Origin of the sequence: Actinotalea sp. JY-7876, assembly GCF_014042015.1 — a bacterium.
Classification (GTDB): Bacteria; Actinomycetota; Actinomycetes; order Actinomycetales; family Cellulomonadaceae; genus Actinotalea.
On record NZ_CP059493.1, the window covers coordinates 3,449,519 to 3,475,974 of the forward strand.

Here is a 26,456-nt window from a genome sequence, read left to right on the forward strand (position 1 = left end):
GTCGTCCCCGGCCGGGTCCCTCGCGAGGTGCTCACGCGGGCGAACCTACCCGCGCGGCGCCGCGTGGGGCAGCCCTGGGCCGCGGGTTCTCGCCCACCGAGACCGGCGCCCGACCGGCCTGCCGCGGCGCGGGCCGTCAGGCCTCGGCGACCCACCGCTGCGCGAGGGCCAGGACGGCGTCGTTCGCGGCGGCGTCGCCGACCGTGATGCGCACACCCTCGCCGGCGAACGGGCGCACCAGCACGCCGTGCGCGGCGGCGTCGGCCGCGACGTCGAGGGTGCGCGCCCCGAGCGGGAGCCACACGAAGTTGCCCTGGGCGTCGGGCACGGCCCAGCCCTGCGCGCGGAGCCCGGCGAGCAGGCCGCCGCGCGCCGCGACGACGGCGTCCACGCGGGCCCGGAGCTCGTCCTGCGCCCGCAGCGAGGCGAGCGCGGCGACCTGGGCGAGGTGGTTGACGCCGAAGGGCGTGGAGGCCGTGCGGATCGCGCTCGCGACCTCGGGCCGCGCGACGGCGTACCCGACCCGCAGCGCCGCCAGCCCGTAGGCCTTGGAGAACGTGCGCAGCACCACGACGTTCGGGTGCGCCGCGAGCAGCGCGCCGGAGTCGACGGCGTCGTCCTGCCGGACGAACTCCACGTACGCCTCGTCGAGCACCACCAGCACGCGCGGGGGCACCGCGGCGAGGAACGCCGCGACCTCCGCGTGGCGCAGCGCCGGGCCCGTGGGGTTGTTCGGCGAGCACACCAGCACCGCGCGCGTGCGCTCGGTGACCGCGGCCGCCATCGCGGCGAGGTCGTGACGACCGTCCGCGGTGAGCGGCACCGGCACGCCGACGGCGCCCTGGAGGCCGATGAGGATCGGGTAGGCCTCGAAGGACCGCCACGCGTGGACCACCTCGTCCCCGGCGTCGCAGAAGGCCTGGAGCGCGTGACCGAGCACCGCGACCGAGCCGCACCCGGCGACGACCGCGGCGGGCTCGACGCCGTGCCGCGCGGCGAGGGCCTCACCGAGCTCCGTGGCGAACATGTCCGGGTAGCGGTTGAGCCCGCTCGCCGCCTCGGCGACCGCCTCGCGCACGGCCGGCAGCGGCGGGAAGGGGTTCTCGTTCGACGACAGCTTGTGCGCGCCGCGCTCGACCGCGGCCCGGGCACCGGGGACGTACGCCGGCAGGCTCCGGACGACCGCGCGGGGGACGAGGGGGGAGGTCACCGCTCCAGCATGCCACCGCGCCACAGGCGTTCCCGTGGCGGGTCCCGCGGTGGGAGCATGACGTATGAGCTTCCTCGTGAGGGTCCTCATCAACGCCGCCGCGATCTGGTTCGCGACCCAGGTCCTCGGCGGGATCGAGGTCGTGAGCGGGGGCGGCACGACCTCGCGGATCCTCACCCTGCTCGCCGTCGCGCTGGTCTTCGGTCTGGTCAACGCGGTGGTCAAGCCGGTCGTCGCGCTGCTCTCGCTGCCGCTGTACATCCTCACGCTCGGCCTGTTCACGCTGATCGTCAACGCGCTCATGCTCATGCTGACCAGCTGGCTCACGGGCTTCTGGGAGTACGGCCTGCGGATCGAGGACTTCGGCCAGGCGATCCTGGGCGCGCTGCTCATCTCGGTCGTCAGCTTCCTGCTCAGCCTCGTCATCCCCGGGGCGCGCGGCGACGACCGGTAGGCGACGCCCGGTCAGGACCCGGGCACGCGGACCCCGACGTAGCGCTGGGTGGTCACGCGCGTGCGCCCGTCGCCCACCAGGGCGGCCACGGCGGCGTCGAACGCGCGCAGGGACGGGTGGTCCGTGGTGGCCAGCCGCTCGGCCGTGCGCGCGTAGACGTCGATGCCGTGCGCCGTCACCGGCGACCCGGCGGCCGCCCGGTCGACGGGATCGGGCGCGACCGCCAGGTCCGCCGACACGGTCGTCCGGCCCGGCGTCGCGGGGTTCGCCGCGCCGTCCAGGGTCCACACGTAGTCGCCGTCGTGCTGCAGGTGCAGCGCGGCGACGCCGGCCGGCAGGTCCACGGCCGCGACCGGCGAGCCGGCCGTGAGGACCGCCGCGACGGCGAAGCGCTCGGCCAGTGCCGGGTCCGCGGCGATCGCGGTCGCCACCATGCCGCCCTGGCTGTGGCCCGCCAGGAGCACCGGCTCGCCCGGGGCGACCCCCGCCTGCGTCATGGCCTCCACGACCGTGCGGGTCGCGTCGTCCGGCGCGCCGCCGATGATCGCGAAGTTCGACGACAGGCTCATCGGGTTCGGCCCCGCGACGGGCGACCAGTCCTGCGTCCCCGGGATCGCCACGACCCACGTGCGTCGGCCGTCGTCGTGGTCGAGCCGCTGGACGCCGACCGTCCCGGGGATGCCGCCGGTCCCGGCGCCCGGCGCGTCGTCGGGGTGCGGGTAGAGCGCGTGGACGTGCCGGAGCACGTCGGCGGCCGACGTCGGCCGCGGGGCGTCGCGCGACGGGCCGCGGGCGGCACCCGGCCGGACCACCGGCGCGACGACGAGGCCGGGCCGCGGCGTCCCGGCGTGGGTGGTCACCAGGGCCGACGCGACGCCGAGAGCGCGCGCGGCGCCGGGCACGGGCGCGGACGTGACGGCCTGCCGCCCGGGGGCGGCGTGCCGCAGGAACGCCGCCAGGCCCGGCATCAGCAGCTGCACCGTGCCGGACGAGGGCAGGCGGTGGCCGCCCCCACCGAGCGCCGAGAGCACGAGCAGCGGCGGCGCCGCGGCGACCGCGAGCGCGCCCGCCGCGACCCAGCCCGGCGGGCCGGCCTCCCCCAGGAGGCCACCCACCCAGGTCCCCGCGGCGCTCACCGCCTGGCCGACGACGCGCGCGACGTGCGCGTCCGTCTCCCGGTAGAGCTGCGCGGCCCCGCGGACCGCGGCGGCCCGGTCCCGCAGCCGCGCCGCCGCCGGCCCGGGCGCCGACCACGACGAGCGCAGCGGGCCGAGCACCGACCAGGCCGCCGGCGCCGTGGCCGGCGACCACGGCGAGGCGGCCTCGACGACGCCCTGCAGGCGCAGGACCTCGATCGCGGCGTCCGCGAGCGCGTCGGCCGCGCGGTCGAGCGCGGCGGCGGCCGCCGCCAGGTCCTCGAGGTGGGCGAGGGTGCCCCCGGCGCCGCCGGCCACGCGGACGCCCCCCGGCAGCACGACGTCGTCGGGCGCCGGGAGCGGTGGCGCACCGCGCAGGGCGGTCATCCGCCGGCTCCCGGTGGCCCCGCCGGCACGCCTGCCCGGCGGCGTCCGGTCCCGATCGCCAGCGCGTCGTCGACCCACGCGGCGAGGGTCGCGGCCCGGCGCGCCTCCTCCGCGGCCGCGGCGGCGCGCGCCACCTCCGCCGCCCGCACGTGGCGCAGCACCACCACCTCGGCGGCGTCGACGGCGCCGGCCACCCGCGCCGCGTCGGCGAGCGCGTCGTCGAGCACCGCCTGGTAGGCGTCGGCGGCGGCGGACACCCACCCCACCGCGCCCGCGGCGAGCAGCGCCGCGCGCGCCCGCCCGACGGCGTCGCGCGCACTGGCGGTCGCCCGCAGCACCGCGCCGGCGGAGAGCCCCGGCTCGTCGGACATCACGCCCCCTTCCCTCGCCCGCGACGCTAGGCGGGCACCGGACCAGGCCCCGACCGGGACCCTCGGGCCTGTGGATGACGACGCCGCCGTCCCCGGTGGGCCCGGCGCGCCCCGGCCCGGCCTAGGCTCCGCGCGTGACCACCTCCGCGCGCCGCACCGCCGCGGGCGTCGCGGCCGTCGTCGTCGCGTCGCTGCTGTTCGCCGTGAACGGGACCGTGTCCAAGCTCGCGATGCAGGCCGGCCTGAGCCCGACGCGCCTCGTGGAACTGCGCTCGCTGGGCTCGGCGGTCGTGCTCGTCGTCGTGCTGCTCGCCCTGGCCCCGCGCACGCGCCTGCCGCGCGGGCGGGAGCTCGCGGCCCTCGCCGTGCTCGGCACGGTCGGGATGGCGATGGTCCAGTGGCTGTACTTCGTCGCGATCTCGCGCCTGCCGGTGGGGCTCGCGCTGCTCGTCGAGTACACGGCGCCCCTGCTGGTGGCGCTGTGGGCGAGGTTCGTGCTCCGCGAGGAGGTGCGGGCGCGCGTGTGGTGGGCGCTCGCGGCGTGCCTGGCCGGGCTCACGCTCGTCGCCCAGGTGGGCGAGGGCGTGCGGCTGGACGTGCTCGGTCTCGTGGCGGCCGCCGGGGCCGCCGTCTCCCTCGCCACGTACTACCTGCTCGGCGACCGCCTCGTCCGCCACCGGGACCCGCTGTCGACCCAGACGTGGTCGATGGTGTTCGCGGCGCTGTTCTGGGTCGCGGTCCAACCGCTGTGGACGTTCGACGCGCGCGTCCTGGCCGACGACGTCGCGCTGCCCGGAGCCCTCGCGGGCGCCGAGCTGCCGCTGTGGGTGCTGCTCGCGTACGTCGTGGTGCTCGGGACCGTGGTGCCGTACGTGCTGATCCTCGTGGGGGTCGTGCGCCTCGGCGCGGCGCGGACCGGGATCATCGGCATGATCGAGCCGGTCGGCGCGGCCGCCGCGGCGTGGCTCGTGCTCTCCGAGGCCATGACGTGGGTGCAGCTGGTCGGCGGGGCCGTGGTGCTCGCGGGCGTCGCGCTCGCCGAGACGGCCCGCCGGCGGCCGCGGGCGACCCCGGCGCCCGACGCCGTCGCGGCGCACTGACGAGGTCAGCTGTGGGCACCCACCACCGCGACGAGCTCGCGCGCCTGGGCGACGACGGCGTCGCGCCACGCCTCGAACGTCGCGTCCGTCACGGCGAACTCGGTGTCGAAGTGCTGCATGTCGGGGGTGTGGATGTGCCCCGCCGGGATGTCGAGCCCCGCCCGGTCGCGCAGCAGCGTGTTGCGGTAGCCCGACTCGTTCGAGAGGTAGGCACCCCCGCCGCCGCTGCGCGCGCAGGAGTCCTCGGGCGGGGGCGTCGGCTCGACGGCGGGCGGGTAGGCGTCCTCCCGCTGGAAGACGTCCTCCAGGTCGCGGGAGTCGCAGCGGGGGAAGTACGTGAAGCTCGTGTTCCACAGCACGCCGAACGCCACCGACTCGTCCTCCCACGTGTCGCCCGGCGGGCGGGGGACGTCCGCGCCCGTGCGCGCCGCGATCATCTGCTCGATCGGCAGCGTCGACGCGGTCCACTGGGGCGGGTCCGTCAGCGACTCCCCGCCACCCCAGCGCTCCGGCACCTGGATGTTGCAGCCGGGGTTGTCCTTCGCCAGCTGCGGGGCGCCCGTCAGACCGGTCGGCGGGCACGGCGCGACGTCGTCGTTGCCGGCGATGTCGCCGTGGTAGCGGCCGTTCCACTGCTCCAGGGCGAACGCCGAACCGCCCCCCTGGCTCATGGTGATCGACGCATCCACGCGCGCGTCACCGGGCTCCAGCAGCGGGCCCACCGCGTCCTCCAGGTACCCGCGCTCGAACTCGGCGTAGTTCACCGGCAACGTGACTGCCTCGTAGTGCACGGTGGTGCCGTCGGGCGCCGTCGTCGTCGTCCCGTCGATCGCCAGGGCGGTCGCGCCGGACGGGTTGCCGTGGCGGATCTGGTTGCCGACCGTTCCCCGGGCGCGGCCCGTGGTGCCGCCGTCGAGGCTGAAGGGGTCGAACCCGCTCACCAGCACCCGCGTCACCTGGTCGCCCGCCGGCAGGTCGATGTCGCCCATGCCGCGGGACGCCCGGTCGAAGGCCTCGACCAGCGACGCCCTCTCCCCGGTGGCGAGCGCGACGTCGGGGCTCCACTGGTGGAGCACGGCCATGGCCTCCAGCCGCGTCCAGTACAGCGGGCGGTCGTCGCTCGCCGGCAGCTCCCCGGTGACGCCGTCGGTGGACTGGGCCCGGGCCACGGCGTCCCGCCACAGCGCGGTGCCCAGGCGCTCGACGACGGTCGTCGCACCGGCGAGCGACTGCTGGCCGCAGACCTCGTCCGCGAAGGCGGCGGTGAACTCACCGAACCCGGCGCCCTCCACCATCGCGCGTGCGAACGTCCGGTCGGCCGGCCGGGACGGGTCGGCCTGGTCCGGCAGGACGGCGGCGAGGCGCTCCTCCTCGACCGTGACGGGCAGCGAGGCGTCCGTGCAGCCCTCGGGGGCGAATCCGGCGACGATCGCGCCGATCTCGTCGGACGCCGGGTGCAGGGCGGTGGTCGACCGCTCCTCCGCGGTGAGCTCCGCGGGGGAGCAGCCGACCAGCAGCACGGAACCGAGCGCCAGGGCCAGCCCGGCAGCGACCGGCGCCGTCCGGCCCGGGCGTGCACCTGGTCGGGCGTTCGGACAGTGGCCGGGGCTGAGGGGCATGCGGGGGTCCTTCCGGGCGGCGAGCGTGACGACGATGATCGATCTCGCTCGAACCTCCCACGCGTCGCGCCGCTGGCGGTACCACCTGCGGAGGTAGCGCGGGACGGCGCGTACCTCTCACGAGGGACCACGGGTACTGCTCACGACCGAGCGCGGGGCGGGCGAGGCCGGCCGTCAGTCCTCGCCCCGGCGCCAGCCGTCGCGCAGCCACCCGCGCGGCACGACCAGCAGCGTCACGCCGACCACCGCGACGACGGCGAGCACGCGCAGCCAGCCCTGGCCGGCCTGCGCGCCCACGGGCCCGGAGCGCAGCCACACGACCGCGAGCAGGGCGCCCTGAACCACGAGCTGGACGCCCAGCACCGAGCGGCCGACGGCGGCGAGCAGCGCCAGGTCCACCACGCCCCGCCACGCGATGCGGCTCGCGAGCTCGGTGAGCCGCAGCGCGACGTGGCAGCCCAGGACGAGCGCGGCGGCGCGCCAGAGCCCCGGCGTCTCGCCCGGACGGGGCGCCGCGAGCAGGTCCGGCCCGGCCAGCACCACGAACCCGGCGAGCAGCACCACGACGGGGACGACCGGCCAGGCCGGGCGCCACAGCACGCCGGCCGCGGCGACGGCGCCCAGGACCACCCCGACGGTCCGGCCACCGGTGACGAGCACCACCACGCCCACGACGACGAGGGCCGCGGCGATCCGCACGACGGATCCCGGGACGGCGCCGTCGAGGAGCACCTCGACCCGCGGCGGCGAGGGCACCCCGCGGCGCGCGGGCAGCCCGAGCGCGCGCCGCACGCGGTCGCCCGCGCCGCGCCCCGGCATCAGCCGACCCCCCGCCCGGGCCGCCGGTGCGAGAGCCGGGCGAGCGCCGCGAGGCGTGCCGGGGCGGCGTCGTCGGACCACCGCACGAGCTCGGCGCCCGCGGCGACGACGTCGGCCAGGCGGTCGGAGCGCTCGATCGTCACGATCCGCAGGGCCAGGCGCTCGCGCCGGTCGAGGCCGCGCACGTGCGGGCGCGGGAGCACGTCGACCGCGACGACGCGGTGACCCGCGCGGCGCCATCCGCGCGCGAGCTCGGCCGCCTCCGGGTCGAGGAACGTGCTGAACAGCAGCACCAGGCTGCCGGCGGTGACGTGCGGTGCGCGCACGCGACGCGACGGCGCGCCCTCGGGCCGCAGGAGCGCGAGCTGGTGCACGACGCGCTCGAGCTGGCGCCGCCCGGCACCCGGGCGCAGCGCGCGCCGCCGCACGCCGAGGTCCTCGACGCCCACCCGGTCGCCGGACGCGAGGTAGCCCTGGGCGACGGTGGCCGCCGCCTGGCGCGCGAGGTCCAGGGACGTCGCGTCGTCGGGCCGGATCGGACGGATGCCGCTCCACGTGCGAGGGTCCGGCCCCACGTCGTCGCGCGAGTCGACCACCAGGGTGACGACGGCCTCGGACATCGCGAGGGTCCGGCGCACGTAGAGCTGCTCCAGGTGCGGCGAGCGGCGGGCGGTCGCGCGCCAGTCGATGCGTCGCGGCGTGTCCCCCGGCTGGAACGGGTGGATGTCGCGCAGGCCGCCGCCCTCGCCGGCGCGCCGTGCCTCGTGCTGGCCGCCCTGGCCGCGCAGGCGGGCCGGGAGCGGGAGCGCGGCGACGGCACGGGGACGCGGCAGCACGAGCACCGTCGGCGCCGCCTCCGCCGCCACGGGGCCGACGAGGAACCCGCCCGGCCCGACGCCCTGGTGCTCGACGCGCACGACCTCCTGCGGCCCCGTGCGCACGGACCGCGCCCGCAGCCCGACGGTGCGACGGCCCGGGACCCGGACGAGCGCCTCGGTCGCGCCGTGCCCGCTGCGGGTCAGCCGCAGACGGACCGCCTCCGTGCCGGGCGGCGCGGCGAGGTGGAGGTCGCCCGTGATCGCGGCCGCCTCCCCGGCGGTGGGCACGACGTCGGCCCACACCGCGCCGCGCGGTCGGGCGATCACCGCGCCGAGGGCGCCGAGCACCGCGGGCGTCCCGACGAGGGCCACGTCGGGACGGCCCCCCAGGACCCCCAGGACGAGCAGCACGAGGCCCACGCCCACCGCCCACACGAGGCCCGGCGTCGGCGCCCACGGCGCTGGCGCGCCCGGCCCGGGCTGCGCGGCGTCCCGCCCGCCCGCCCTCACGGCGTCCCGCTCACCGCTGCGGCACCGTCGCCGGCCCGGGCACGCGCGCCACGACCTCGGCCACGACGTCCTGCGCCGCAACGCCGGCCGCCCACGTCGCGGGCGTCAGGGTGAGCCGGTGCGCGAGGGCGGGCACCGCGACGGCCTTGACGTCCTCGGGCGCCACGAACGCGCGGCCCGACAGCACGGCGAGCGCGCGGGCGACGAGCAGCAGCGCCTGGGACCCGCGCGGCGACGCGCCGACGTCGACCGCGTCGTGCGCGCGGGTCGCGGCGGCCAGGTCGACGCAGTACAGGACGACGTCGTCGTCCACCTCGACCGCCTCGACGCCCGCCTGCATCGCGAGCAGGGTGGCGGGGTCCACCACGCGCTGCACGGGCGCGGCCTCCTGACGCCGGCCCAGGCGCCGGCCCAGGACGTCCGCCTCCGCCTCGCGGCCGGGGTAGCCGACGGCCAGCCGCACCATGAAGCGGTCGAGCTGCGCCTCGGGCAGGGGGTAGGTGCCCTCGTACTCGACCGGGTTCGAGGTGGCCATGACGTGGAACGGCCGCGCCATCGGGTACGTCTCGCCGTCGACGGTGACCTGGCGCTCGGCCATCGCCTCGAGCAGCGCGGACTGCGTCTTGGGCGCGGTGCGGTTGATCTCGTCCGCGAGCAGCAGGCCCGTGAACACGGGCCCCGGCCGGAAGCGGAAGGACGTGCTCTGCGGGTCGTAGACCGCCGAGCCGGTGATGTCGGACGGCAGCAGGTCGGGCGTGCACTGGATCCGCCGGAAGTCGAGCCCCAGCGCCGTCGCGAGGCTGCGGGCCGCCAGCGTCTTGCCGAGCCCGGGGACGTCCTCGAAGAGCACGTGCCCGCCCGCGAGGACCGCGGCGAGCGCGATGCGCAGCGGCTCGGCCATGCCGACGACGGCGGTGCCGACCTCGCGCAGCACGGCGTCGGCCCGGACGGCGACCTCGGACGGGGACAGCGGCGCGGCCTCGGCCGGCCCGACGGCGTCGGCGCCCGTCGGGGCGGCCGGCGGGGTGGGCGGCGGGGTGGGTGCGGTCACGAGGTGGGCCCTTCGGTCGGACGTGCTGGCGGTTCGGCGGGCGCGGGGGCGCCGAGGCGTTCGATGACGTCGACGCAGTGCGCGACGTCGGCGAGCGACGGCATCCAGCCGCCGGACGCGGTCAGGGCCGCCCAGGCGCGGTCCCCCAGCGCGGCGCGCGCACGGGCGCGGGCGCGGTCACGCGCCTCGTCCGGAAGCGCTCCGGCGGGCAGCGGCGTGAGGTCGTCGACGTCGGCGAGGTCCAGGCGCGCGAGGCGCCGGCCCGCGAGCCCGCGAAGGTGTCGCACGGCGGCCTCGCTCACGCGCCCGTCCCGGCCGACGAAGGCCCAGGTCAGGACGGACAGCTCGCTGCGGGTGCCGGCCGCGTCGTCCGGACGGCCCGGTCGCCACGGGTCCTCCTGGCCGCCCGGGAGCGCGAGCCACACCGTGGCCAGCACCAGGGTGACGAGCCCGACGAGGAGCGCGTCGACGGGGCGCAGGCCGACCCCGGCCCCGACCAGGCCCGCGACGACCGCGGCCACGAAGGGCCAGGCCCACCGGGGCAGGGCCCACCGGGGCAGGGCCGGCGCCAGCAGCCTCACGGGGCGTCACCTCGCTCGGCGAGGCCGGCGGCGAGGGTGCGCACCGCGGTCGTGGCCGCCGCGACGTCGTCCGCACCGAGCGGCTCCGTGCTGAAGCGGGCGCGCAGGTAGAGCGCCAGGAGCACGCGGCCGGCGGCCGGGTCGACGGGCGTGCGGTCCAGGACGTCGAGCGTGAACTCCGTGGGCGTGGCGGCGGGGTCGCGCGGGACGCCCGAGCGCTGGGCGGCCTCCTCGAGCGCGACCCAGGCGGCGATCACGGCGTCCGCGGGCGGGACGCGCGCGGCGAGGTGCGTGTCGGCGCCCCGGACGGCATCGCGCAGGGTCTGCAGGTCGGGCTCGGCCGCGCGCACGGACACCGTGCCCGCGCCCTCGACACCGGCGTCGTCGGGCGCGTCCTCGCCGCGGCGGGGCGGCAGGGCGCGGACGACCCGGTAGGCCAGGTAGGCCAGACCGGCGAGCGCCGCGACGGCGAGGACGACGCCCAGCCACGTCAGGTCCCACGGCTCGCTGTCGACCTGCTCGAGGGCCTCCCGGATCGGGTCCGGCTCGGGGGTCGCCGCGGGCGCCTGCGTCACGGCCGGCAGGGGCAGGTCCGCCCCGCGCAGGGGCGGGTCCCACGGCCCGGCGAGCGACGCGGCGAGGACGGCGGTGACCAGGAGCACGACGACGAGCGCCCCGCGCCCGAGCGCCGGTGGCGGCTCGCCCGCGCCGCCGGACGCGCGGCGGGCGCCCGGGGCGCGCGACGCGTCACCGGTCCTCGCCGTCGGGTCCATCGGCACATCATCGACGACGAAGCGGCGCCGCGGAACGCGACCCGGCGTTCTCACCCGCGGTCGCGCGGCGCGTCGCCTCCGCGCCTCAGCGGTCCACGCCCGCCGTCGAGCGGGGCAGGGACGCGGAGGCGAACCCGAGGACGAGCTCCAGCAGCAGGGGCACGCCGGCGAAGAAGGCCAGGGGTGCCGTCACCGGCTCGTCGGCCCCGTCGACGGCCACCGCCACGACGACCGCCAGCAGGACGAGAGCGGCCACCGACGTGGCCGCGGCGGCGGCACGGGCTGCCGCGCTGGGCGCCGCTCCCGCGCGTGCCGCGCGCCGCGCCGCGACGGCGACCGCGAGCAGGACGGCGCCCAGCACGACCGCGAGGCCCGCGACGCCGGCCAGCACCGCAGCGCGGTCGCCCTCGGTCGGGACGGCGCGCCAGAGCAGGACCGCCATGGCCACCGAGAGCACCACGGCCAGCACGGCATACGCGACGCGCGCGGCCAGCACCCGGCGCCGCGCGGCGTCCGCGTGCGTCACGACACGGCGCCCGCGGGCCAGTGCCCGTTGAGGAACCCCGTGTTCTCGTTGATGACCTTCTGCTCGAGCGTGTTGCGGGCGGACGTGCAGTCCGACTTGAGCTTCGTCCCGCCGCCCCAGATCGCCCCGAGGGCGATGCCGTACGCGCCGGCCGCGATGAAGATGCCCGCGGGGATGCCGAAGATCGTCGCCGAGGAGGCGAGGGCCCCCACGATGCCCGCGATCAGCGCGAGGAGCGCGCCAACCATCGCCGCCCAGAAGACGTAGATGCCGGTCTTCACGGCGTCGAGGGCGGTGGTGATGCCGTCGGTCATGCTCGACTTGATCTTGTCGAGCGCCGTCTTGTGGAGGCTGATGCGCTGCGCGTACGTCTGCGCCGCGGAGCCCGTCCACGTGTCGTCGACCTCGAGGTTGCCCGCCTCGGCGACCTGGACCTGGGCACTCACGGTGCCGCCGACGCTCGTGTTCCACGAGCTCGCGGTGGACGAGATCAGGCCTGGTTCTCCCAGGTTCTGGGCGATGAACGAGACGTTGTCCCAGAACTCCTGGGCCTTCTCCATCAGCCAGTTCCACGCGTCCATGATCTTGTCGCCCACCCAGGAGGCCCAGCTGGGGATCTTGCCGAGCCAGTGGTTGACGTTGTCGGCCAGGTCGTGGACCGCCTGGTCGACCTCGTCGAGCAGGTCGAGGATCTGCTGCATCGTGGTGCCTTCCGCTGTCGTTCGGGGTGTCGGGGGTACGGCGGGCGAGCCGGCGCTACTTCGGCTGCCAGAGGCCCGCGAAGGCGGCGCGCTGCGCCGCGTCGTTCGACTCGTAGGCCGCCTTGACCTGCTTGAGCGTCGTGGAGATCGTCTCGGTCTCCGTCGCGCCCTCGCTGAGCAGCGTCTGCAGCCGCGCGCGGGCGGCCTCGTACACGGGGACCAGGCCAACGACCTCCGCGGCCCACGAGAGCTCGCTCGTGACGAGGGTCATCCCGACCGTGGTGGAGCTCGCCGTGGAGAGCACGTCGGAGACCCCTCCCCACATGCCCGCGTCCTTGCTCAGCGCCTCGAGCGCGACATCCAACGACATGCTGCTCCCCCTCCTCGACGGTGACCGGGGCGCGTGCCCCGGTCGGACTACACCTTGGCCGAGCCGGCGGCTCGTGTCACCGGGTCATGCGAAGTCGGCGCGCGAGCGCCTCCGGGTCGTTCGCGAGCCGCTCGAGCTCGCCCAGCCGCGTGCCCGCGACCACCGAGGCCGGCGTGCGGCCGCCCGCCGCCCGCAGCGCGGCGGCCTGCGCCTGGACCGTCTCGCGTCCGATGTTGGCCGGGTGCGCGCGCTCGAGCCAGCCCTCGTCGTAGCGCACGCCGACGACGTCGCCCGTGCCGTTGACGACGACGCGCACGTGCCCGGCCTCGCTCGTGCCGACGATCTCGGCGCTCTGCGCACGCGCAACCTCCGCCTTCGCCTCGTCGATGCTCGCGAGCACCTCGCGCAGGAACTCCGCGAACGCGTCGGTCGTGGCCTGCGCCTCCTCCGGGGAGGCGTGACGCGTCACGTACTCATCGATCCGGCCGGCCAGGGACTCGTAGGCCGGGGGCAGCGGGCGCGTCGCGGGCGCCGGCGCGTCGAGCTCGTCGGCGACCGCCTCGCCCCACTGCGCCATGCGCGCCATGGCGGCTTCGGTGCGTGCGTCCATGACGGCTGGGGCCAGGCCCTCGGGCGCGAGCTCGTCGCGCCACGTCACGGGCACACGGACCTCGACGAAGTGGCCCGTCGGCGTGACGACGACCGTCACCGTGCCCGTCGCGTCGGTGCCCGTGAAGGTGCCCTCCGCCGCGCCGCTCGCGCGCTCGAAGCGCTGCTGCATGCGGTCGATCTCGTCGCGGCGGTCCGCGAACGCCTCGATCTGGTCCACCCGTCTGCCCCCTTGTCCTCGCCCTCCGCGCGGTCGCGCGTGGCACGGATCACAGCAGAGCATGGCCCCGAAGGGAAGGGAGCGCAGCACGACGGGGCCGTGATCACCCGATCGAGCGTCGTGGACGCGGGCCGCGGGCGCCGACGTCCGTCTGGGAGGATCGCGTCATGTCTGCGACCGATCCCCACCGGACCGACCACGCCGCGCAGCCCGCTGGGGCCGCCGCCCCGCTCCGCGCACGGCGCAGCCTCGCGGAGCAGACGCCCGCGATCGCGCTCGGCCCGCTCGACGGCCGCTACCGCGGCACCGTGGCGCCGCTCGTCGACCACCTCTCGGAGGCCGCGCTGAACCGCGAGCGGCTGCACGTCGAGGTCGAGTGGCTCATCCACCTCGCGGCGCAGCGCGTGCTGCCGGGAGCCCCGGCCCTCGCGGACGCGGACGTGGCGTACCTGCGCGACGTCGTCCTGGACTTCGACGCGAGCACCGTCGCCGAGCTCGCGGCCACCGAGCGGGTCACGGTGCACGACGTCAAGGCCGTCGAGTACCTGCTCAAGGAGCGCATCGCCGCCGCGCCCGCGGTCCTCGGCGAGGGCACGGTGCTGCCGCAGGTCACCGAGCTCGTCCATTTCGGGTGCACGAGCGAGGACGTCAACAACCTGTCCTACGCCCTCATGGTCCAGGGCGCGGTGCGCGACGTCTGGCTGCCCGCGGCGCGCGCGCTCGTCGACGAGGTCGCCGCCATGGCCCGGGAGCACGCCGCGGTGCCGATGCTGGCCCGCACCCACGGTCAGCCGGCGACGCCGACGACGCTCGGCAAGGAGCTCGCCGTGCTCGCGCACCGCCTGCGCCGCCAGCTGCGCCGCATCGAGGGCGCCGAGTACCTGGGCAAGCTCAACGGTGCGACGGGCACCTACGGCGCCCACCTCGCCGCGGTCCCCGACGCCGACTGGGTCGAGGTCTCGCGCACGTTCGTCGAGCACCTGGGCCTCACCTGGAACCCGCTGACGACGCAGATCGAGTCCCACGACTGGCAGGCCGAGCTCTACGCCGACGTCGCGCGCTTCAACCGCGTGCTGCACAACCTCGCGACGGACGTGTGGACGTACATCTCCCTCGGCTACTTCGCGCAGGTCCGCGGGCAGGGCACCGTCGGCTCGTCGACCATGCCGCACAAGGTCAACCCGATCCGCTTCGAGAACGCCGAGGCCAACCTCGAGATCTCGTGCGCCCTGCTCGACAGCCTCGGGGCCACACTCGTGACGTCCCGGCTCCAGCGGGACCTGACGGACTCGACGACGCAGCGCAACATCGGACCCGCGTTCGGCCACTCCCTGCTCGCGATCGACAACGTGCGCCGGGGCCTCGCCGGTCTCGACGTCGACGCCGCCGCGATGGCGCGCGACCTCGACGCCAACTGGGAGGTGCTCGGCGAGGCCGTCCAGTCGGCCATGCGCGCCGCCGGCGTCGCGGGCGTGCCGGGCATGGACGAGCCGTACGAGCGCCTCAAGGAGCTCACGCGGGGCCGCCGCATCACGGGCGACGACCTGCGCACCTTCGTCCTGGGCCTCGGCCTGCCCGACGACGTCGCCGCACGCCTCGCCGCGATGACGCCGGCCACCTACACGGGCGCGGCCGCGGACCTGGTGCGGTTCCTCGACGCCTGACGGCGTCCGGCCGGAGTCACCCCTGCGGGGCGCCGGCCCCGGGCCCGTCGCGCCGCGAGAGCCGCCGGATCCGCTCCTCGATGCTGGTCGCTGCGGTCGGGGTCGGGGTCGAGGTCGGGGTCGGTGGCGCAGCGGGCCGCGGCTCGTCGTCATAGGGGGCGTCGGTCACCGGCACCTCGGGATCGAACAGCTCGCCCTCCGGCTCCTCGCCGGTGCGGAGCCGCTCGAGGTGGTCGATGAGGGCGAGCACCTCGTCGAGCGTCGCCCACCCGTGCGCGACCGTCCCCCGGCGCGGCACGAGCAGCAGCCGCTCGCCGCCCGCCTCGAGCGCCGCGGCCGGCGCCGTCGCGCTGCCCGCGGTGTGCGACGCGGCGGGCATCACCGCCTCGACGCGGTGCCACGGCACGCTCGCGCGGAGCTGAGGACGGCGGCCCCCGAACCACAGCTCGAGGCCGGACCCGTCGACCGCGAGGGTGGCCTGCGGCAGCAGGCCGGTCGCGACGTAGAAAGGGTCCACGCCGAGCGCCTCGAGGCCGTCGTGGTACCCGTCGCCGAGCGCGACCTGAGCCAGGTCGTGCAGGGGACGCTCGACCCCGACGGCGTGGAACCGGTCGGCAGAACGCAGGCCACCGCGGAGCATCGCGACCCCGAAGAGGCCCACGAACGCGCCCGCGAGGACGCGCCCGGCGCCGTCCGCGCCGCCTGCCGTGGCTCCCAGCACGCCGACGAGCCCCATCAGGCCCGCCAGGCCGACGGCTGCGCCCACCGTCACGATCACCGCACCGGGCACCGCCCAGCGCCACGCCGAGACGCGTCCGACACCCGATGAGGTCATGGCTGCTCCGAGGGCTCGTCCGGCGGGTGGGGGTGGTCCGGCAGCCGCAGACCCGTCAGGCCTCAGTCAGCACGGTGCCGAGGGGCGGACCGGTCAGCCCGCACGGCCGGTGCGCCGTCGCGCGGCACGTCGACGCCGAAGACCACCTCGACCGCGTCACGGTACTCCGCGTGCCGACCGCGCCGCGCGTGCTCGCGGGCGCGGACCGCGGGGGTGTGGAGCATCGCGGCCGCGAAGCGGCGCAGCGCGCGCTCGGCGAGGTCCGCGCCCGCCTCGTCGCCCCGCGCCCGCGCCGCGGCCCGCGCCCGCTGGACCTCGGTGTCGAGCACCTGCTCCACGTGGCTGCGCAGCGCGACGACCGCGGGGACGGCGCTCTGCTCGGCGAGCGTCGCCTCGAGCTCCGCGACGCGCTCCTCGACGATCGCGAGCCCGGCCTCGACCTCGGGGGTGACGGTCGTCGGTGAGTGACGTTGCACGGCGGCGAGGTCGATCAGCACGACCCCGGGCACGTGCGCGACATCCGGGTCGATGTCGTGGTGGAGCGCGAGGTCGACGAGGACCGTGGGACGCGGCGCGCCCACCGTTGCCGAGCGCTCGCGCGCCGCGGCGACCATGGCGGCGTCGACCACCGGACCGAGCGCGCCGCTGCACGAGACGACGACGTCGACCTCCGCGAGCGTCTCGCCGAGCCCGCCGGCCTCGACCGCGCGCAGCCCGCGGTCCGCCGCGAACGCCTGCGCCCGGCCCGACGGCGAGTACACGGCCACGTCGGTCACACCGCGCGCGCGCAGCGCCGTGAGGCTCGCGCCGGCGTACGAGCCCGTGCCGATGAGGAGCACGCGGGCGCGGGAGAGGTCCACCGCCTGGCCCGCGAGGTCCAGCGCGACGCCCACGACCGAGCGCCCCGCGCTGCCGAGGCCCGTCTGCGACCCCACGGCCCGCGACGTGCGCGAGGCGACCTGGAAGAGGCGCTCCAGGGTGGGCGACGTCGTGCCGTCGCGGCGGGCCGTGCCGAGCGCGCGGCGCACCTGGCCGGCGACCTCGCGCTCCCCCACCACCATCGAGTCGAGCCCGGAGGCGACGGTGAACAGGTGTCGCGGCACGGCCGGCCCCGAGCGCAGCTGGAGCGAGGCGGCGACGTCCTCGTGCGCCAGGCCGCTCGCGGCGGCGACCGCATCGACGGCGTCCCGCGCCACGTCCGCGAGGGCCGCGTCGTCGTCGGGCGCGGCGGCGACGTCCAGGTACACCTCGAACCGGTTGCAGGTGGCGAGCACCACGCAACCGGTGACGTCTGGGCTGTCAGCGACGACCATCGCCCCCACCGAGTGCCCCCCGGAGCTCAGCTGCTCCAGCACGTCGAGGTCGAGGTCGCGGTGACTCGCCGTGAGGGTCAGGAGCACCACAACGTCGCGATTCAATCATTCGCGAGAATGGTTGGCACAATCGCGGGGTGACGCTGCCTCAGGAACACCCCATGATCGACGGCCGCACGACGCATTCCGCGCTGGTCCGCGCTTTTCGCGGCGAGGCCGGACGCATTTCGAGTGACGCGGAACACATTCCTGCGCCGGTGTGGTTCATGCGCCAGGCCGGGCGGTCGCTGCCCGAGTACCGCGAGGTGCGCCAGGGCGTGACGATGCTGGCGTCGTGCCTCGAGCCGGAGCTCGCGAGCGAGATCACGCTGCAGCCCGTCCGCCGCCACGGCGTCGACGCCGCGATCTTCTTCAGCGACATCGTGGTGCCCCTGCTGCTGGCGGGCGTGGACGTCGACATCGTCCCCGGCACGGGCCCCGTCTTCGCCGAGCCGGTCCGCACGGCCGCGGACGTCGCGCGGCTCGCGCCGCTCGACCCGGACGCGCTCGCCCCGGTCACGGAGGCCGTCGCCCGCACCGTCGCGGCGCTGGGCGGCACGCCGCTGATCGGCTTCGGCGGCGCACCGTTCACCCTCGCGAGCTACCTCGTCGAGGGCGGGCCCTCCAAGGACCAGCTGCGTGCCCGCACGCTCATGCACGCGGAGCCGCAGACCTGGCGCGCGCTCATGGACTGGGCGGCCGACGTCACGGGCGTGTTCCTGCGGGCCCAGGTGCTGGCCGGGGCGAGCGCGGCCCAGCTCTTCGACTCGTGGGCCGGCTCCCTGTCGCTGGCGGACTACGAGGAGCACGTCGCGCCCGCGTCGAGCCGCGCGTTGTCGCACGTGGTCGACCTCGGCGTCCCGATCGTGCACTTCGGCACCGGGACGGGCGAGCTGCTGCGGGCGATGCGCGACGTGGGCGCCGACGTCGTCGGCGTGGACCACCGCATCCCGCTCGACGAGGCGAACCGCCGCCTCGGCGGCACCACACCGCTGCAGGGCAACATCGACCCGGCCTACCTCGGCGCACCGTGGCCGGTGCTCGAGGCGCACGTGCGCGACGTGCTGCGCCGCGGCGCCACCGCGCCCGGGCACGTGCTCAACCTGGGCCACGGCGTCCCGCCCCAGACCGACCCCGACGTGCTCACGCGCATCGTGCGGCTCGCCCACGGCGAGGAGTGACGGCCGTGCCCGGGGACGCTGACGTCGTCGTCGTGGGGGGCGGGGTCGCCGGGCTCGTCGTGGCGCGGGAGTGCGTGCGCGCCGGGCGCCGCGTCCTGCTGCTCGAGGCCGGCGACCGCCTCGGCGGCTGCGTCGCGGGCGTCGAGGTGGCCGGGCTGACGCTGGACGCCGGCGCCGAGTCGTTCGCGACCCGGTCGAGCGCGGTGCCGGACCTGCTGGCCGACCTCGGCCTGGCCGACGACGTCGTCGTCCCCGCGGCCCGCAGCGCGTGGCTCCAGCTGCCCCGGCGCGCGCTGCCCCTGCCGCGCACGGGCGTGATGGGCATCCCCGGGGACCCGTGGGCGGCGGACGTCCGGCGGGCGATCGGGCTGGTCGGGGCGCTGCGCGCGTCCCTGGACCGGGTGCTCCCGGCGCGCGTCGGCGGGGGTGACGCGGGCGGCGCGAGCGTCGGTCACCTCGTCCGCACCCGCATGGGGTCGCGCGTCCTCGAGCGGCTCGTCGCCCCCGTGGTCGGCGGCGTGCACTCGGCGCACCCCGACGACGTCGACCTCGACGCGGTCCTGCCGGGGATCCGCGACCGCCTCGCGCGCCACGGCTCGCTCGCCGCGGCCGTCGCGGCGGTGCGGGCGGCGGCACCGGCCGGGTCGGCGGTCGCGGGCCTCGACGGCGGGATGCACCGGTTGGTCACGGCGCTGGAGCGCGACCTGCGCGCCCGTGGCGGCGAGGTGCGCCTCGCCGCCCGCGTCACCTCGCTGCGAGGGCTGGCGCCCGACGCCGCCCCGGACGCCCGCTGGGAGGTCGGCCTCGCCGACGGGACGGCCGTGCGCGCCCGGGACGTGGTCGTCGCCGCGCCCGGGCCCGCGGCGCTCGGGCTCCTGCGCGACCTCGCGCCGACGGCAGGGCTCGGAGCCGCCGCCGAGACCGGCGTCGTGCTCGCGACCCTCGTCCTCCGGGCCCCCGCGCTGGCCGACGCCCCCCGGGGCACCGGTCTCCTCGTGGCGGCCGGCGCGCGTGCCGCGACCGGCATCCGCGCGAAGGCGCTCACGCACGCGACGGCGAAGTGGCCGTGGCTCGCCGCCCGCGCGCAAGGGCTGGAGGTGGTGCGCCTCTCCTACGGGATCGCGGCCGGCGCGGAGCCGGCCGGCACCGAGCCGGCCGGCACGCCCGCCGAGGCGCAGGACCCCCGGTCGATGACCGAGGAGGCCCTGCGCGCCGTCGCCACGCGTGACGCGGCCCGCCTCCTGGGTGTCGACCTCGGGCCCGACGACGTCGTCGGCTTCGCGCGCACGGCGTGGCCGGCCGGACTGCCGCACGCCCGCCCCGGGCACCGGGAGCGCGTCGCGCGGGTGCGCTCCGCCCTGGCCGACCGACCGGGCCTCGAGGCCTGCGGTGCGTGGCTGGCCGGCACGGGGCTGGCCGCCGTGGTCGCCGACGCGAGAAGGACCGCCGCGCGCGTCGTCGATCACGCATGACAATGTTCTGACCGCTCGTCAGAACGTTCTGACGCATTGTCATGTCATTTCTCCGCGGGGCCCGGCGCGGCAGCGATTTCCGCATTTCCGGGACGTCGCGCAGACTTTGAGCATGACCTCCCCCGCCACACCTCCGCAGCCGCAGCAGCACGGGTCGACCCCCGGCGCCTGGACCCTGTGGACCGTGCTGGGCCGACCGACCGGCGAACCCCGACCGGGCCCGACGGCGCCGCCCGTCACCGAGGCCGCGGGCAACCTGCCCGACGGCGTCGTGCTCCGCGGCGCCTACGACGTGTCCGGGCTGCGCGCCGGCGCCGACCTCCTCGTGTGGCTGCACGGCGACGCCCCCGAGGACCTCCAGCGGGCCGCGCGCACCCTGCGGCGCTCGCAGGAGCTCGCCCCCCTCGTGCCGGTGTGGTCCGGCATGGGCGTGCACCGGCCGGCCGAGTTCGCGCGCGACCACCAGCCCGCGTACATGCGCGACACCGAGCCGAAGCCGTGGTTCACGCTCTACCCCTTCGTGCGGTCCTACGAGTGGTACCTGCTGCCGGCGGACGAGCGGCGCGCGATGCTCATCGAGCACGGCGTCAAGGGCCGCGACTACCCGCAGGTCCTGTCCAACACGGTCGCGTCGTTCGCCCTGGGCGACTACGAGTGGCTGCTGGCGTTCGAGGCCGACGAGCTGACGGAGCTCGTGGACCTCATGCGCCACCTGCGCGAGACCGAGGCGCGCCGCCACGTGCGCGAGGAGGTCCCGTTCTTCACGGGCCGCCGCATCGAGCTCGACGAGATCACGGAGGTCATCCGATGAGCGTCTGCGATCCCACCACCCTGCCCGACCGCGACCCGCAGCCGCCGGCGCCGTACGACGCCGTCCTCCTGGTCTCGTTCGGTGGGCCCGAGGGCCAGGACGACGTGCTGCCCTTCCTGCGCAACGTCACCGCGGGCCGCGGCATCCCGGACGAGCGCCTCGAGGAGGTCGCGCACCACTACCGCCACTTCGGCGGCGTGAGCCCGATCAACGCCCAGAACCGTGAGCTCCAGGCCGCGCTGCGCGCCGAGCTCGACGCGCGCGGGCTCGACCTGCCCGTGCTGTGGGGCAACCGCAACTGGGACCCCTACCTCGCCGACGCGCTGCGCGAGGCGCACGCGGCCGGCCACCGCCGCCTGCTCGCCGTCGTGACCAGCGCGTACAGCTCGTACTCCTCGTGCCGCCAGTACCGCGAGGACCTCGCGGCGGCGCTCGCCGAGACCGGCCTGGCGGGCGAGATGGTCATCGACAAGGTGCGCCAGTACTTCGACCACCCCGGCTTCGTCACGCCGTTCGTGGACGGCGTCCGCGACGCGCTCACGCGCGCCCACGTGGCCCTCGTGGAGCGGGACGGCGACGCCGACCTCTCGCGCGACGCGCACGTCCTGTTCGTGACGCACTCGATCCCGACGTCGACCGCCGTCGCGTCCGGCCCGCGCGGCGCCGAGCTGGGCGAGGACGGCGCCTACGGCGCCCAGCACCGCGCGGTGGCCGACGTCGTCATGGCGAGCCTGGGCAGCAGCGACGGTCCCGTCGCGGGCTCGACCGCCGGGGCGCGCGGCGCCTCGCTCGCGGGCGTCCCGTGGTCGCTCGTCTACCAGTCCCGCAGCGGCGCCCCCACGACGCCGTGGCTCGAGCCGGACATCAACGACGCGATCACCGAGCTCGCCGGCCAGGGCGTCAAGGCCGTCGTCATCGCGCCCATCGGCTTCGTGTCCGACCACATGGAGGTCCTGTGGGACCTGGACGAGGAGGCGCTCGAGACCGCGCGCGACGCGGGCCTGCTGGCCGAGCGCGCCCCGACGCCCGGGGTGCACCCGGCGTTCGTCGCCGGCCTGGTGGACCTCGTCCAGGAGCGCCTCGCCGGGCAGACTGAGGCCATGACCTCGGCACCGCGCCCGCGTCCCGCGCTCACACCGCTCGGGCCCTGGTACGACGTGTGCCGGCCGGGCTGCTGCCTCAACCCCGCGGCGCGCGAGCCGGAGCCACGGCCGGCGGTGGCGGGCCTGGCACCGTGACGGCCGAGGGGCGGCCCGCGGACCGGTCGGCGCTGCGGCTCGGTACGCGCGGCAGCGCCCTGGCGACGACCCAGACCGGGATGGTCGCGGACGCGCTGCGCCGCCTCGCCGGCCTGGCCGCGGACGACCTCGTGCAGGTGCGGGTGCGGACCGACGGCGACCGCCTCACCGGGTCCCTCGCGTCCCTCGGCGGCACCGGCGTCTTCGTCGCCGCGCTGCGTGAGGCCGTGCTCGACGACCGGTGCGACCTCGCCGTCCACTCCCTCAAGGACCTGCCGACGGCGCCCGCACCCGGTCTGGTCGTGGCCGCTGTCCCCGAGCGCGTCGACCCGCGCGACGCGCTGTGCGCGCGCGACGGCCTCACGCTCGCGACGCTGCCCCCGGGTGCCCGCGTCGGGACCGGGTCGCCGCGGCGCGCCGCCCAGCTGCGCGCGCTGCGCCCCGACCTGGTGGTCGAGGACATCCGCGGCAACGTCGACACGCGCCTGGGCCGCGTGGCCGGAGGCGCCGCGGGCGGGCCGGGCGCCGGCGGTGACCTCGACGCGGTCGTGCTCGCGGCCGCCGGTCTGGCGCGCCTCGGCCGCCTTTCCGCCGTCACCGACCTGCTGGACCCCGAGCACATGGCGCCCGCGCCCGGTCAGGGCGCGCTCGCCGTCGAGTGCCGGCCGGAGCTGCTCGAGGGCGCCGGGCCCGTCGCGGAGGCGCTGCGCGCGCTCGACCACCTGCCCACACGGCTGGCCGTGACCGCCGAGCGGACGCTGCTGACGGTGCTCGAGGCCGGGTGCGCGGCCCCCATCGGCGCGCTCGGGTCCGTGGAGAGGGCCACCGGCGCCGCGCGGCACGGCGCCGGTCAGCGGCTGCGCCTCGACGCCGTGGTGTGCGCGCCCGACGGCGCCGGCCAGGTGCGCTCGTCGGCGTCGGTGCCGCTGCCCGCCCAGCGCGAGGCGCAGGTCGCGGCGGCACGCCGCCTCGGGGAGGAGGTCGCGCGGCACCTGCTCCTCGCCGGCGCCGCCGAGCTCGCGGACCTGCCCGGGACGCTGGGCCCCGTCGACGGCGGGGCGCCCTCGGTCGGGGCACGCGCGGGACGCCCGGGCGAGGACGACGCGTGACGCCCGATCTCGCCGGCTGGCGTGTGCTCGTCCCCCGCGGTGGCGAGTGGGGCGAGCGGGTGGCCGGGATGCTGCACCAGCACGGTGCCGAGAGCGTCGTCGTACCCCTCATCGAGTTCGCACCGCCGCAGGACCTCACGCCGTTCGACTCCGTCCTCAACCGCCTCGCGCGCGGCGACTACGACTGGCTGGTCGTCACCAGCGCCACCACGGTGCAGTCGCTCTCGGGTCGCGTGGTGACGCTGGTCAACCGGGGCCGCGAGACGCCCGCGACGGCGCTGGCCACGTTCGTGGGCGACACGAGCGTGGCCGCCGTCGGCCCCGGCACCGCGCGGGCGCTCGAGCGCGCCGCGGTGACGCCGTCCCTCGTGCCCACCGGCGAGCGGTCCGCCCGCGGCCTGCTCGCGGAGTTCCCGCGCCCCGAGGACGTCGTCCGCCTGCCCGGCCGGCCCGGGCGGGTCCTGCTCCCGCAGTCCGACCTCGCCGAGCCGACGCTCGCCGACGGGCTGCGTGGGCTCGGCTGGGAGGTCGACGTCGTCGTGGCCTACCGGACGCTGTCCGGACCGGTGCCCGGCGAGGGCCTGCGCACGCAGGTGCGGACCGGCGAGTTCGACGCCGTCCTGCTCAGCTCCGCGAGCACGGTCGCCAACCTGCTCGAGCTCGTCGGCACCCCGCCGCCCACCACGGTCGTGTGCTGCATCGGCCCGCGCACCGAGCAGGCGGCCCGGGAGCACGGGCTGCCCGTGCACGTCGTCCCCGCCCAGGCGTCGGGCGAGGAGCTCGTCGACGCGCTCGCCGCCTACGCGGCGGGGCGGGCGCCGTCGGCCCCGCCGGGGGTCTCGACCGCGGCCCCGCCGTCACCCCGTCCCCCCGAGGAGTCCTGATGCCGTTCCCCGCGGTCCGTCCGCGCCGCCTGCGCACCACCCCCGCGATGCGCCGCCTGGTCGCGCAGGCCCACGTCACGCCGGCGCAGCTGGTGCTGCCCCTGTTCGTGCGCGAGGGGGCGAGCGAGCCCGTGCCGATCGGCTCCATGCCCGGCGTCGTGCAGCACAGCCGGGACAGCCTGCGTGCCGTGGCCGCGCGCGCGGCGACCGCCGGCCTCGGCGGCGTCATGCTCTTCGGCGTCCCCACCACGCGCGACGCCACCGGCAGCGCCGCCTGCGACCCCGCGGGCGTGCTCAACCGCGCGATCGCCGACGTCGTCGCGGAGGTGGGCGACGCCGTCGTCGTGCAGGCGGACCTGTGCCTCGACGAGTTCACCGACCACGGCCACTGCGGCGTCCTGGACGCGCACGGGCGGGTGGACAACGACGCGACGCTCGAGCAGTACCGGGCGATGGCGCTCGCGCAGGCCGAGGCCGGCGCCCACCTGCTGGGGCTCAGCGGCATGATGGACGGCCAGGTGGCCGCGGTGCGCGACGCGCTCGACGGCGCCGGCCGGTCCGACGTCGCGCTGCTGGGCTACGCGGCCAAGTACGCGTCGGCGTTCTACGGGCCGTTCCGCGAGGCCGTCGAGTCCACCCTCGAGGGCGACCGGCGCACGTACCAGCTGGACCCGGCGAACCGCCGCGAGGGCGTGCGCGAGGCGCTGCTCGACGTCGACGAGGGCGCCGACGTCGTCATGGTCAAGCCCGCGATGTCCTACCTGGACGTGCTGGCGGACGTGGCCGCCGCGAGCCCGGTGCCCGTGTGGGCGTACCAGGTCTCGGGCGAGTACGCGATGGTCGAGGCGGCCGCGGAGCGCGGCTGGATCGACCGCCGGCGGGCCGTGACCGAGTCCGTCGTGAGCATCCGGCGCGCGGGGGCCGACGCCGTGCTGACCTACTGGGCGCTGGAGCTGGCGTCCTGGCTGAAGGAGGAGCAGTGAGCGAGCCCGCGGGCAGCGGTACGGCGGACGGTGCGATCAGCAGCGACCCCGGCGGTCGTGGCGTGACCGGCACGGCGTCGGTGGACGCCGTCGGCGGCGTGCCGGAGGCCGGCTCGACGTCCGGTGACCACGGGCCGAGCGAGGTCGCGCCGGCGGAGCGCGCCCTCGGCGGCGGCGCGGTGCCGGACCGGACCGAGGTGCCCGTGTCCGAGGCGCTCTTCGCCGAGGCCCAGGCCGTGCTGCCCGGCGGCGTGAGCTCGCCCGTGCGCGCGTTCCGGTCGGTCGGCGGGACGCCGCGGTTCATGGTCTCGGCGAGCGGCGCGTACCTCACCGACGCCGACGGCCACGAGTACGTGGACCTCGTCGGGTCGTGGGGCCCCGCGCTGCTGGGTCACGCCCACCCCGGCGTGGTCTCGGCCGTGCAGGACGCCGCCGCGCTCGGCCTGTCCTTCGGGGCGCCGACCGCGCGCGAGACGGACCTGGCCGAGGAGATCCGGCGGCGCGTCCCGGCCGTCGAGCGGCTCCGCTTCGTCTCGACCGGCACCGAGGCGACCATGACGGCCGTGCGCCTCGCGCGCGGCGTGACCGGGCGGCCGCTCGTCGTGAAGTTCTCGGGGTGCTACCACGGGCACCTGGACTCGCTGCTGGCCGCCGCCGGGTCCGGCGTGGCGACGCTCGCGATGCCCGGCTCGGCGGGCGTCACGCCGGCGACGGCGGCCGAGACGCTCGTCCTGCCGTACAACGACGTCGCCGCGGTCGAGGCCGCGTTCGCCGCCCACGGCGACCGGATCGCCGTCGTGATCACCGAGGCGGCGCCCGCGAACATGGGCGTCGTGCCGCCGTTGCCGGGGTTCAACCGCGCGCTTCGGGAGATCACCGCCCGGCACGGGGCGCTGCTCGTGCTCGACGAGGTGCTCACCGGGTTCCGTGCCGGGCCGTCCGGCTGGTGGGGCCTCGAGGGCGCCGTCGAGGGCTGGGCCCCCGACCTGCTGACCTTCGGCAAGGTCATCGGCGGCGGGCTCCCCGTCGCCGCCGTCGGCGGGCGGCGCGACGTCATGGAGCAGCTGGCTCCGCTGGGCCCGGTCTACCAGGCGGGCACCTTGTCCGGGAACCCCGTCGCGACCGCGGCGGGGCTCGCGACGCTGCGCGCGGCCGACGCCGAGACGTACGTCCGGATCGCCCGAGCGGCCGACGCCGTGTCCCACGGCCTCTCCGCGGCGCTCGCCGCGCAGGGGGTGGCGCACTCGATCCAGCGGGCCGGCACGCTGTTCAGCGCGGCGTTCGTGGACCCCGCCGACGGGCCCGTGACCGACTACGCGCGGGCGCAGCAGCAGGAGGCGTTCCGCTACCCGGCCCTGTTCCACGCGCTCCTGGAGGCGGGGGTGCACGCGCCGCCGAGCGTGTTCGAGGCGTGGTTCGTCTCGGCCGCCCACGACGACGCGGCGGTCAACCGCATCCTCGACGCGCTCCCCGCCGCCGCCCGCGCCGCGGCGGCGGCCACCCCCGAGCCGGCCTAGGCCCAGCCGCCCACCCCAACCCGCCCACGCACCACCAGCCCACCCACGGCGGCAGGCCCAGCGCCGCCGCACCCGGCCGCTCCACCCGCCGCACAGATGTTCGGATGCGAGCACCTGCACCCCTGGAGTGGTTCCTTACGCGGCCACCCGCACGG

General features: G+C 77.2%; 26 protein-coding genes. 11 read left to right on the forward strand and 15 right to left on the reverse strand.

Features of this window, described 5'->3' with window-relative positions:
• Positions 1-136 precede the first annotated feature (136 nt).
• Positions 137-1,210 carry a histidinol-phosphate transaminase gene (hisC, locus tag H2O74_RS15975; protein WP_255491681.1) on the reverse strand — a complete coding sequence of 358 codons (1,074 nt, stop codon included), beginning with the start codon at positions 1,208-1,210 and terminating at the stop codon, positions 137-139.
• Positions 1,211-1,274: 64 nt separating this feature from the next.
• Between hisC and H2O74_RS15980 the strand changes: the two genes are divergently transcribed.
• On the forward strand, positions 1,275-1,664 hold the full coding sequence (locus tag H2O74_RS15980; RefSeq protein ID WP_182112477.1) for a phage holin family protein: 390 nt from the start codon (positions 1,275-1,277) through the stop codon (positions 1,662-1,664).
• A gap of 11 nt (positions 1,665-1,675) precedes the next feature.
• Here H2O74_RS15980 and H2O74_RS15985 read toward each other — a convergent pair whose 3' ends face one another.
• Together H2O74_RS15985 and H2O74_RS15990 are read right to left on the reverse strand one after the other, a co-directional pair.
• On the reverse strand, positions 1,676-3,187 hold the full coding sequence (locus H2O74_RS15985) for a hypothetical protein (protein WP_182112478.1): 1,512 nt from the start codon (positions 3,185-3,187) through the stop codon (positions 1,676-1,678).
• Positions 3,184-3,558: a hypothetical protein gene (locus H2O74_RS15990; RefSeq protein ID WP_182112479.1), complete on the reverse strand. Its 375-nt coding sequence runs from the start codon at positions 3,556-3,558 to the stop codon at positions 3,184-3,186. Before H2O74_RS15990 ends, H2O74_RS15985 begins: the two co-directional genes overlap by 4 nt.
• A 134-nt stretch (positions 3,559-3,692) precedes the next feature.
• Here H2O74_RS15990 and H2O74_RS15995 point away from each other — a divergent pair, with 134 nt between their 5' ends.
• The gene (locus tag H2O74_RS15995) at positions 3,693-4,658 is read left to right on the forward strand and encodes a DMT family transporter (RefSeq protein ID WP_182112480.1); all 966 of its coding nucleotides are present in this window, start codon (positions 3,693-3,695) and stop codon (positions 4,656-4,658) included.
• 5 nt (positions 4,659-4,663) lie between these two features.
• On the opposite strand, the gene H2O74_RS16000 is transcribed toward H2O74_RS15995, so the two are convergent.
• From H2O74_RS16000 to H2O74_RS16045, 10 genes are all read right to left on the reverse strand, one after another.
• Positions 4,664-6,178 carry a hypothetical protein gene (locus tag H2O74_RS16000; RefSeq protein WP_255491682.1) on the reverse strand — a complete coding sequence of 505 codons (1,515 nt, stop codon included), beginning with the start codon at positions 6,176-6,178 and terminating at the stop codon, positions 4,664-4,666.
• 273 nt (positions 6,179-6,451) lie between these two features.
• On the reverse strand, positions 6,452-7,096 hold the full coding sequence (locus H2O74_RS16005) for a hypothetical protein (RefSeq protein ID WP_182112482.1): 645 nt from the start codon (positions 7,094-7,096) through the stop codon (positions 6,452-6,454).
• A complete protein-coding gene (locus H2O74_RS16010; protein ID WP_255491683.1) occupies positions 7,096-8,424 on the reverse strand; it encodes a DUF58 domain-containing protein in 1,329 nt (442 codons plus the stop codon). Before H2O74_RS16010 ends, H2O74_RS16005 begins: the two co-directional genes overlap by 1 nt.
• Before the next feature lie 10 nt (positions 8,425-8,434).
• Positions 8,435-9,394: a MoxR family ATPase gene (locus H2O74_RS16015; RefSeq protein ID WP_255491915.1), complete on the reverse strand. Its 960-nt coding sequence runs from the start codon at positions 9,392-9,394 to the stop codon at positions 8,435-8,437.
• 77 nt (positions 9,395-9,471) lie between these two features.
• A complete protein-coding gene (locus tag H2O74_RS16020; RefSeq protein WP_182112483.1) occupies positions 9,472-10,056 on the reverse strand; it encodes a hypothetical protein in 585 nt (194 codons plus the stop codon).
• Positions 10,053-10,829 carry a DUF4129 domain-containing protein gene (locus tag H2O74_RS16025; protein ID WP_182112484.1) on the reverse strand — a complete coding sequence of 259 codons (777 nt, stop codon included), beginning with the start codon at positions 10,827-10,829 and terminating at the stop codon, positions 10,053-10,055. Before H2O74_RS16025 ends, H2O74_RS16020 begins: the two co-directional genes overlap by 4 nt.
• An 85-nt stretch (positions 10,830-10,914) precedes the next feature.
• Positions 10,915-11,355, reverse strand: a complete 441-nt coding sequence (locus H2O74_RS16030; protein ID WP_182112485.1) for a hypothetical protein — start codon at positions 11,353-11,355, stop codon at positions 10,915-10,917.
• A complete protein-coding gene (locus tag H2O74_RS16035) occupies positions 11,352-12,056 on the reverse strand; it encodes a hypothetical protein (protein ID WP_182112486.1) in 705 nt (234 codons plus the stop codon). The genes H2O74_RS16030 and H2O74_RS16035 overlap by 4 nt, the downstream gene beginning before the upstream one ends.
• Positions 12,057-12,111: 55 nt before the next feature.
• A complete protein-coding gene (locus H2O74_RS16040) occupies positions 12,112-12,426 on the reverse strand; it encodes a hypothetical protein (protein ID WP_182112487.1) in 315 nt (104 codons plus the stop codon).
• Between the two features lie 76 nt (positions 12,427-12,502).
• Entirely contained in the window at positions 12,503-13,255 is a 753-nt protein-coding gene (locus tag H2O74_RS16045; RefSeq protein WP_182112488.1) for a YbaB/EbfC family nucleoid-associated protein, read from the reverse strand.
• Between the two features lie 167 nt (positions 13,256-13,422).
• On the opposite strand from H2O74_RS16045, the gene purB reads away from it, so the two are divergent.
• A complete protein-coding gene (purB, locus tag H2O74_RS16050; protein ID WP_182112489.1) occupies positions 13,423-14,919 on the forward strand; it encodes an adenylosuccinate lyase in 1,497 nt (498 codons plus the stop codon).
• Between the two features lie 16 nt (positions 14,920-14,935).
• Here purB and H2O74_RS16055 read toward each other — a convergent pair whose 3' ends face one another.
• Complete coding sequence (locus H2O74_RS16055; protein ID WP_182112490.1) at positions 14,936-15,754, reverse strand: hypothetical protein; 819 nt, start codon at positions 15,752-15,754, stop codon at positions 14,936-14,938.
• Positions 15,755-15,816: 62 nt separating this feature from the next.
• Positions 15,817-17,154 (reverse strand): glutamyl-tRNA reductase, encoded by a 1,338-nt coding sequence (locus H2O74_RS16060; protein ID WP_255491684.1) that lies wholly within the window; start codon positions 17,152-17,154, stop codon positions 15,817-15,819.
• A gap of 74 nt (positions 17,155-17,228) precedes the next feature.
• Here H2O74_RS16060 and hemE point away from each other — a divergent pair, with 74 nt between their 5' ends.
• From hemE to hemL, 8 genes are all read left to right on the forward strand, one after another.
• Positions 17,229-18,287, forward strand: coding sequence for a uroporphyrinogen decarboxylase (gene hemE, locus H2O74_RS16065; protein WP_182114345.1), 1,059 nt, complete (start codon positions 17,229-17,231; stop codon positions 18,285-18,287).
• A 5-nt stretch (positions 18,288-18,292) separates the two neighbouring features.
• Positions 18,293-19,759, forward strand: coding sequence for a protoporphyrinogen oxidase (hemG, locus tag H2O74_RS16070; RefSeq protein ID WP_255491685.1), 1,467 nt, complete (start codon positions 18,293-18,295; stop codon positions 19,757-19,759).
• Positions 19,760-19,871: 112 nt separating this feature from the next.
• Positions 19,872-20,570: a hydrogen peroxide-dependent heme synthase gene (hemQ, locus tag H2O74_RS16075; RefSeq protein ID WP_182112493.1), complete on the forward strand. Its 699-nt coding sequence runs from the start codon at positions 19,872-19,874 to the stop codon at positions 20,568-20,570.
• Positions 20,567-21,808 (forward strand): ferrochelatase, encoded by a 1,242-nt coding sequence (locus H2O74_RS16080; RefSeq protein WP_182112494.1) that lies wholly within the window; start codon positions 20,567-20,569, stop codon positions 21,806-21,808. The genes hemQ and H2O74_RS16080 overlap by 4 nt, the downstream gene beginning before the upstream one ends.
• The gene (gene hemC, locus H2O74_RS16085; protein ID WP_182112495.1) at positions 21,805-22,917 is read left to right on the forward strand and encodes a hydroxymethylbilane synthase; all 1,113 of its coding nucleotides are present in this window, start codon (positions 21,805-21,807) and stop codon (positions 22,915-22,917) included. Before H2O74_RS16080 ends, hemC begins: the two co-directional genes overlap by 4 nt.
• Positions 22,914-23,801 (forward strand): uroporphyrinogen-III synthase, encoded by an 888-nt coding sequence (locus H2O74_RS16090; protein WP_182112496.1) that lies wholly within the window; start codon positions 22,914-22,916, stop codon positions 23,799-23,801. The genes hemC and H2O74_RS16090 overlap by 4 nt, the downstream gene beginning before the upstream one ends.
• Positions 23,801-24,784 (forward strand): porphobilinogen synthase, encoded by a 984-nt coding sequence (gene hemB / locus H2O74_RS16095; RefSeq protein ID WP_182112497.1) that lies wholly within the window; start codon positions 23,801-23,803, stop codon positions 24,782-24,784. Before H2O74_RS16090 ends, hemB begins: the two co-directional genes overlap by 1 nt.
• Before the next feature lie 179 nt (positions 24,785-24,963).
• Positions 24,964-26,301 (forward strand): glutamate-1-semialdehyde 2,1-aminomutase, encoded by a 1,338-nt coding sequence (hemL, locus tag H2O74_RS16100; RefSeq protein WP_370525905.1) that lies wholly within the window; start codon positions 24,964-24,966, stop codon positions 26,299-26,301.
• Positions 26,302-26,456: the final 155 nt, after the last annotated feature.

Excerpts from the sequence above, each read along its gene's own strand:
- H2O74_RS16025 (WP_182112484.1), bottom strand. The coding sequence starts at position 10,829 with ATGGACCCGACGGCGAGGACCGGTGACGCGTCGCGCGCCCCGGGCGCC.
- H2O74_RS16035 (WP_182112486.1), bottom strand. The coding sequence starts at position 12,056 with ATGCAGCAGATCCTCGACCTGCTCGACGAGGTCGACCAGGCGGTCCAC.
- H2O74_RS16055 (WP_182112490.1), bottom strand. The coding sequence starts at position 15,754 with ATGACCTCATCGGGTGTCGGACGCGTCTCGGCGTGGCGCTGGGCGGTG.
- hemB (WP_182112497.1), top strand. The coding sequence starts at position 23,801 with ATGCCGTTCCCCGCGGTCCGTCCGCGCCGCCTGCGCACCACCCCCGCG.
- H2O74_RS15985 (WP_182112478.1), bottom strand. The coding sequence starts at position 3,187 with ATGACCGCCCTGCGCGGTGCGCCACCGCTCCCGGCGCCCGACGACGTC.
- H2O74_RS16040 (WP_182112487.1), bottom strand. The coding sequence starts at position 12,426 with ATGTCGTTGGATGTCGCGCTCGAGGCGCTGAGCAAGGACGCGGGCATG.
- purB (WP_182112489.1), top strand. The coding sequence starts at position 13,423 with ATGTCTGCGACCGATCCCCACCGGACCGACCACGCCGCGCAGCCCGCT.
- H2O74_RS16080 (WP_182112494.1), top strand. The coding sequence starts at position 20,567 with ATGAGCGTCTGCGATCCCACCACCCTGCCCGACCGCGACCCGCAGCCG.
- H2O74_RS15990 (WP_182112479.1), bottom strand. The coding sequence starts at position 3,558 with ATGTCCGACGAGCCGGGGCTCTCCGCCGGCGCGGTGCTGCGGGCGACC.
- hemE (WP_182114345.1), top strand. The coding sequence starts at position 17,229 with ATGATCGACGGCCGCACGACGCATTCCGCGCTGGTCCGCGCTTTTCGC.
- H2O74_RS15980 (WP_182112477.1), top strand. The coding sequence starts at position 1,275 with ATGAGCTTCCTCGTGAGGGTCCTCATCAACGCCGCCGCGATCTGGTTC.
- hemQ (WP_182112493.1), top strand. The coding sequence starts at position 19,872 with ATGACCTCCCCCGCCACACCTCCGCAGCCGCAGCAGCACGGGTCGACC.
- H2O74_RS16005 (WP_182112482.1), bottom strand. The coding sequence starts at position 7,096 with ATGCCGGGGCGCGGCGCGGGCGACCGCGTGCGGCGCGCGCTCGGGCTG.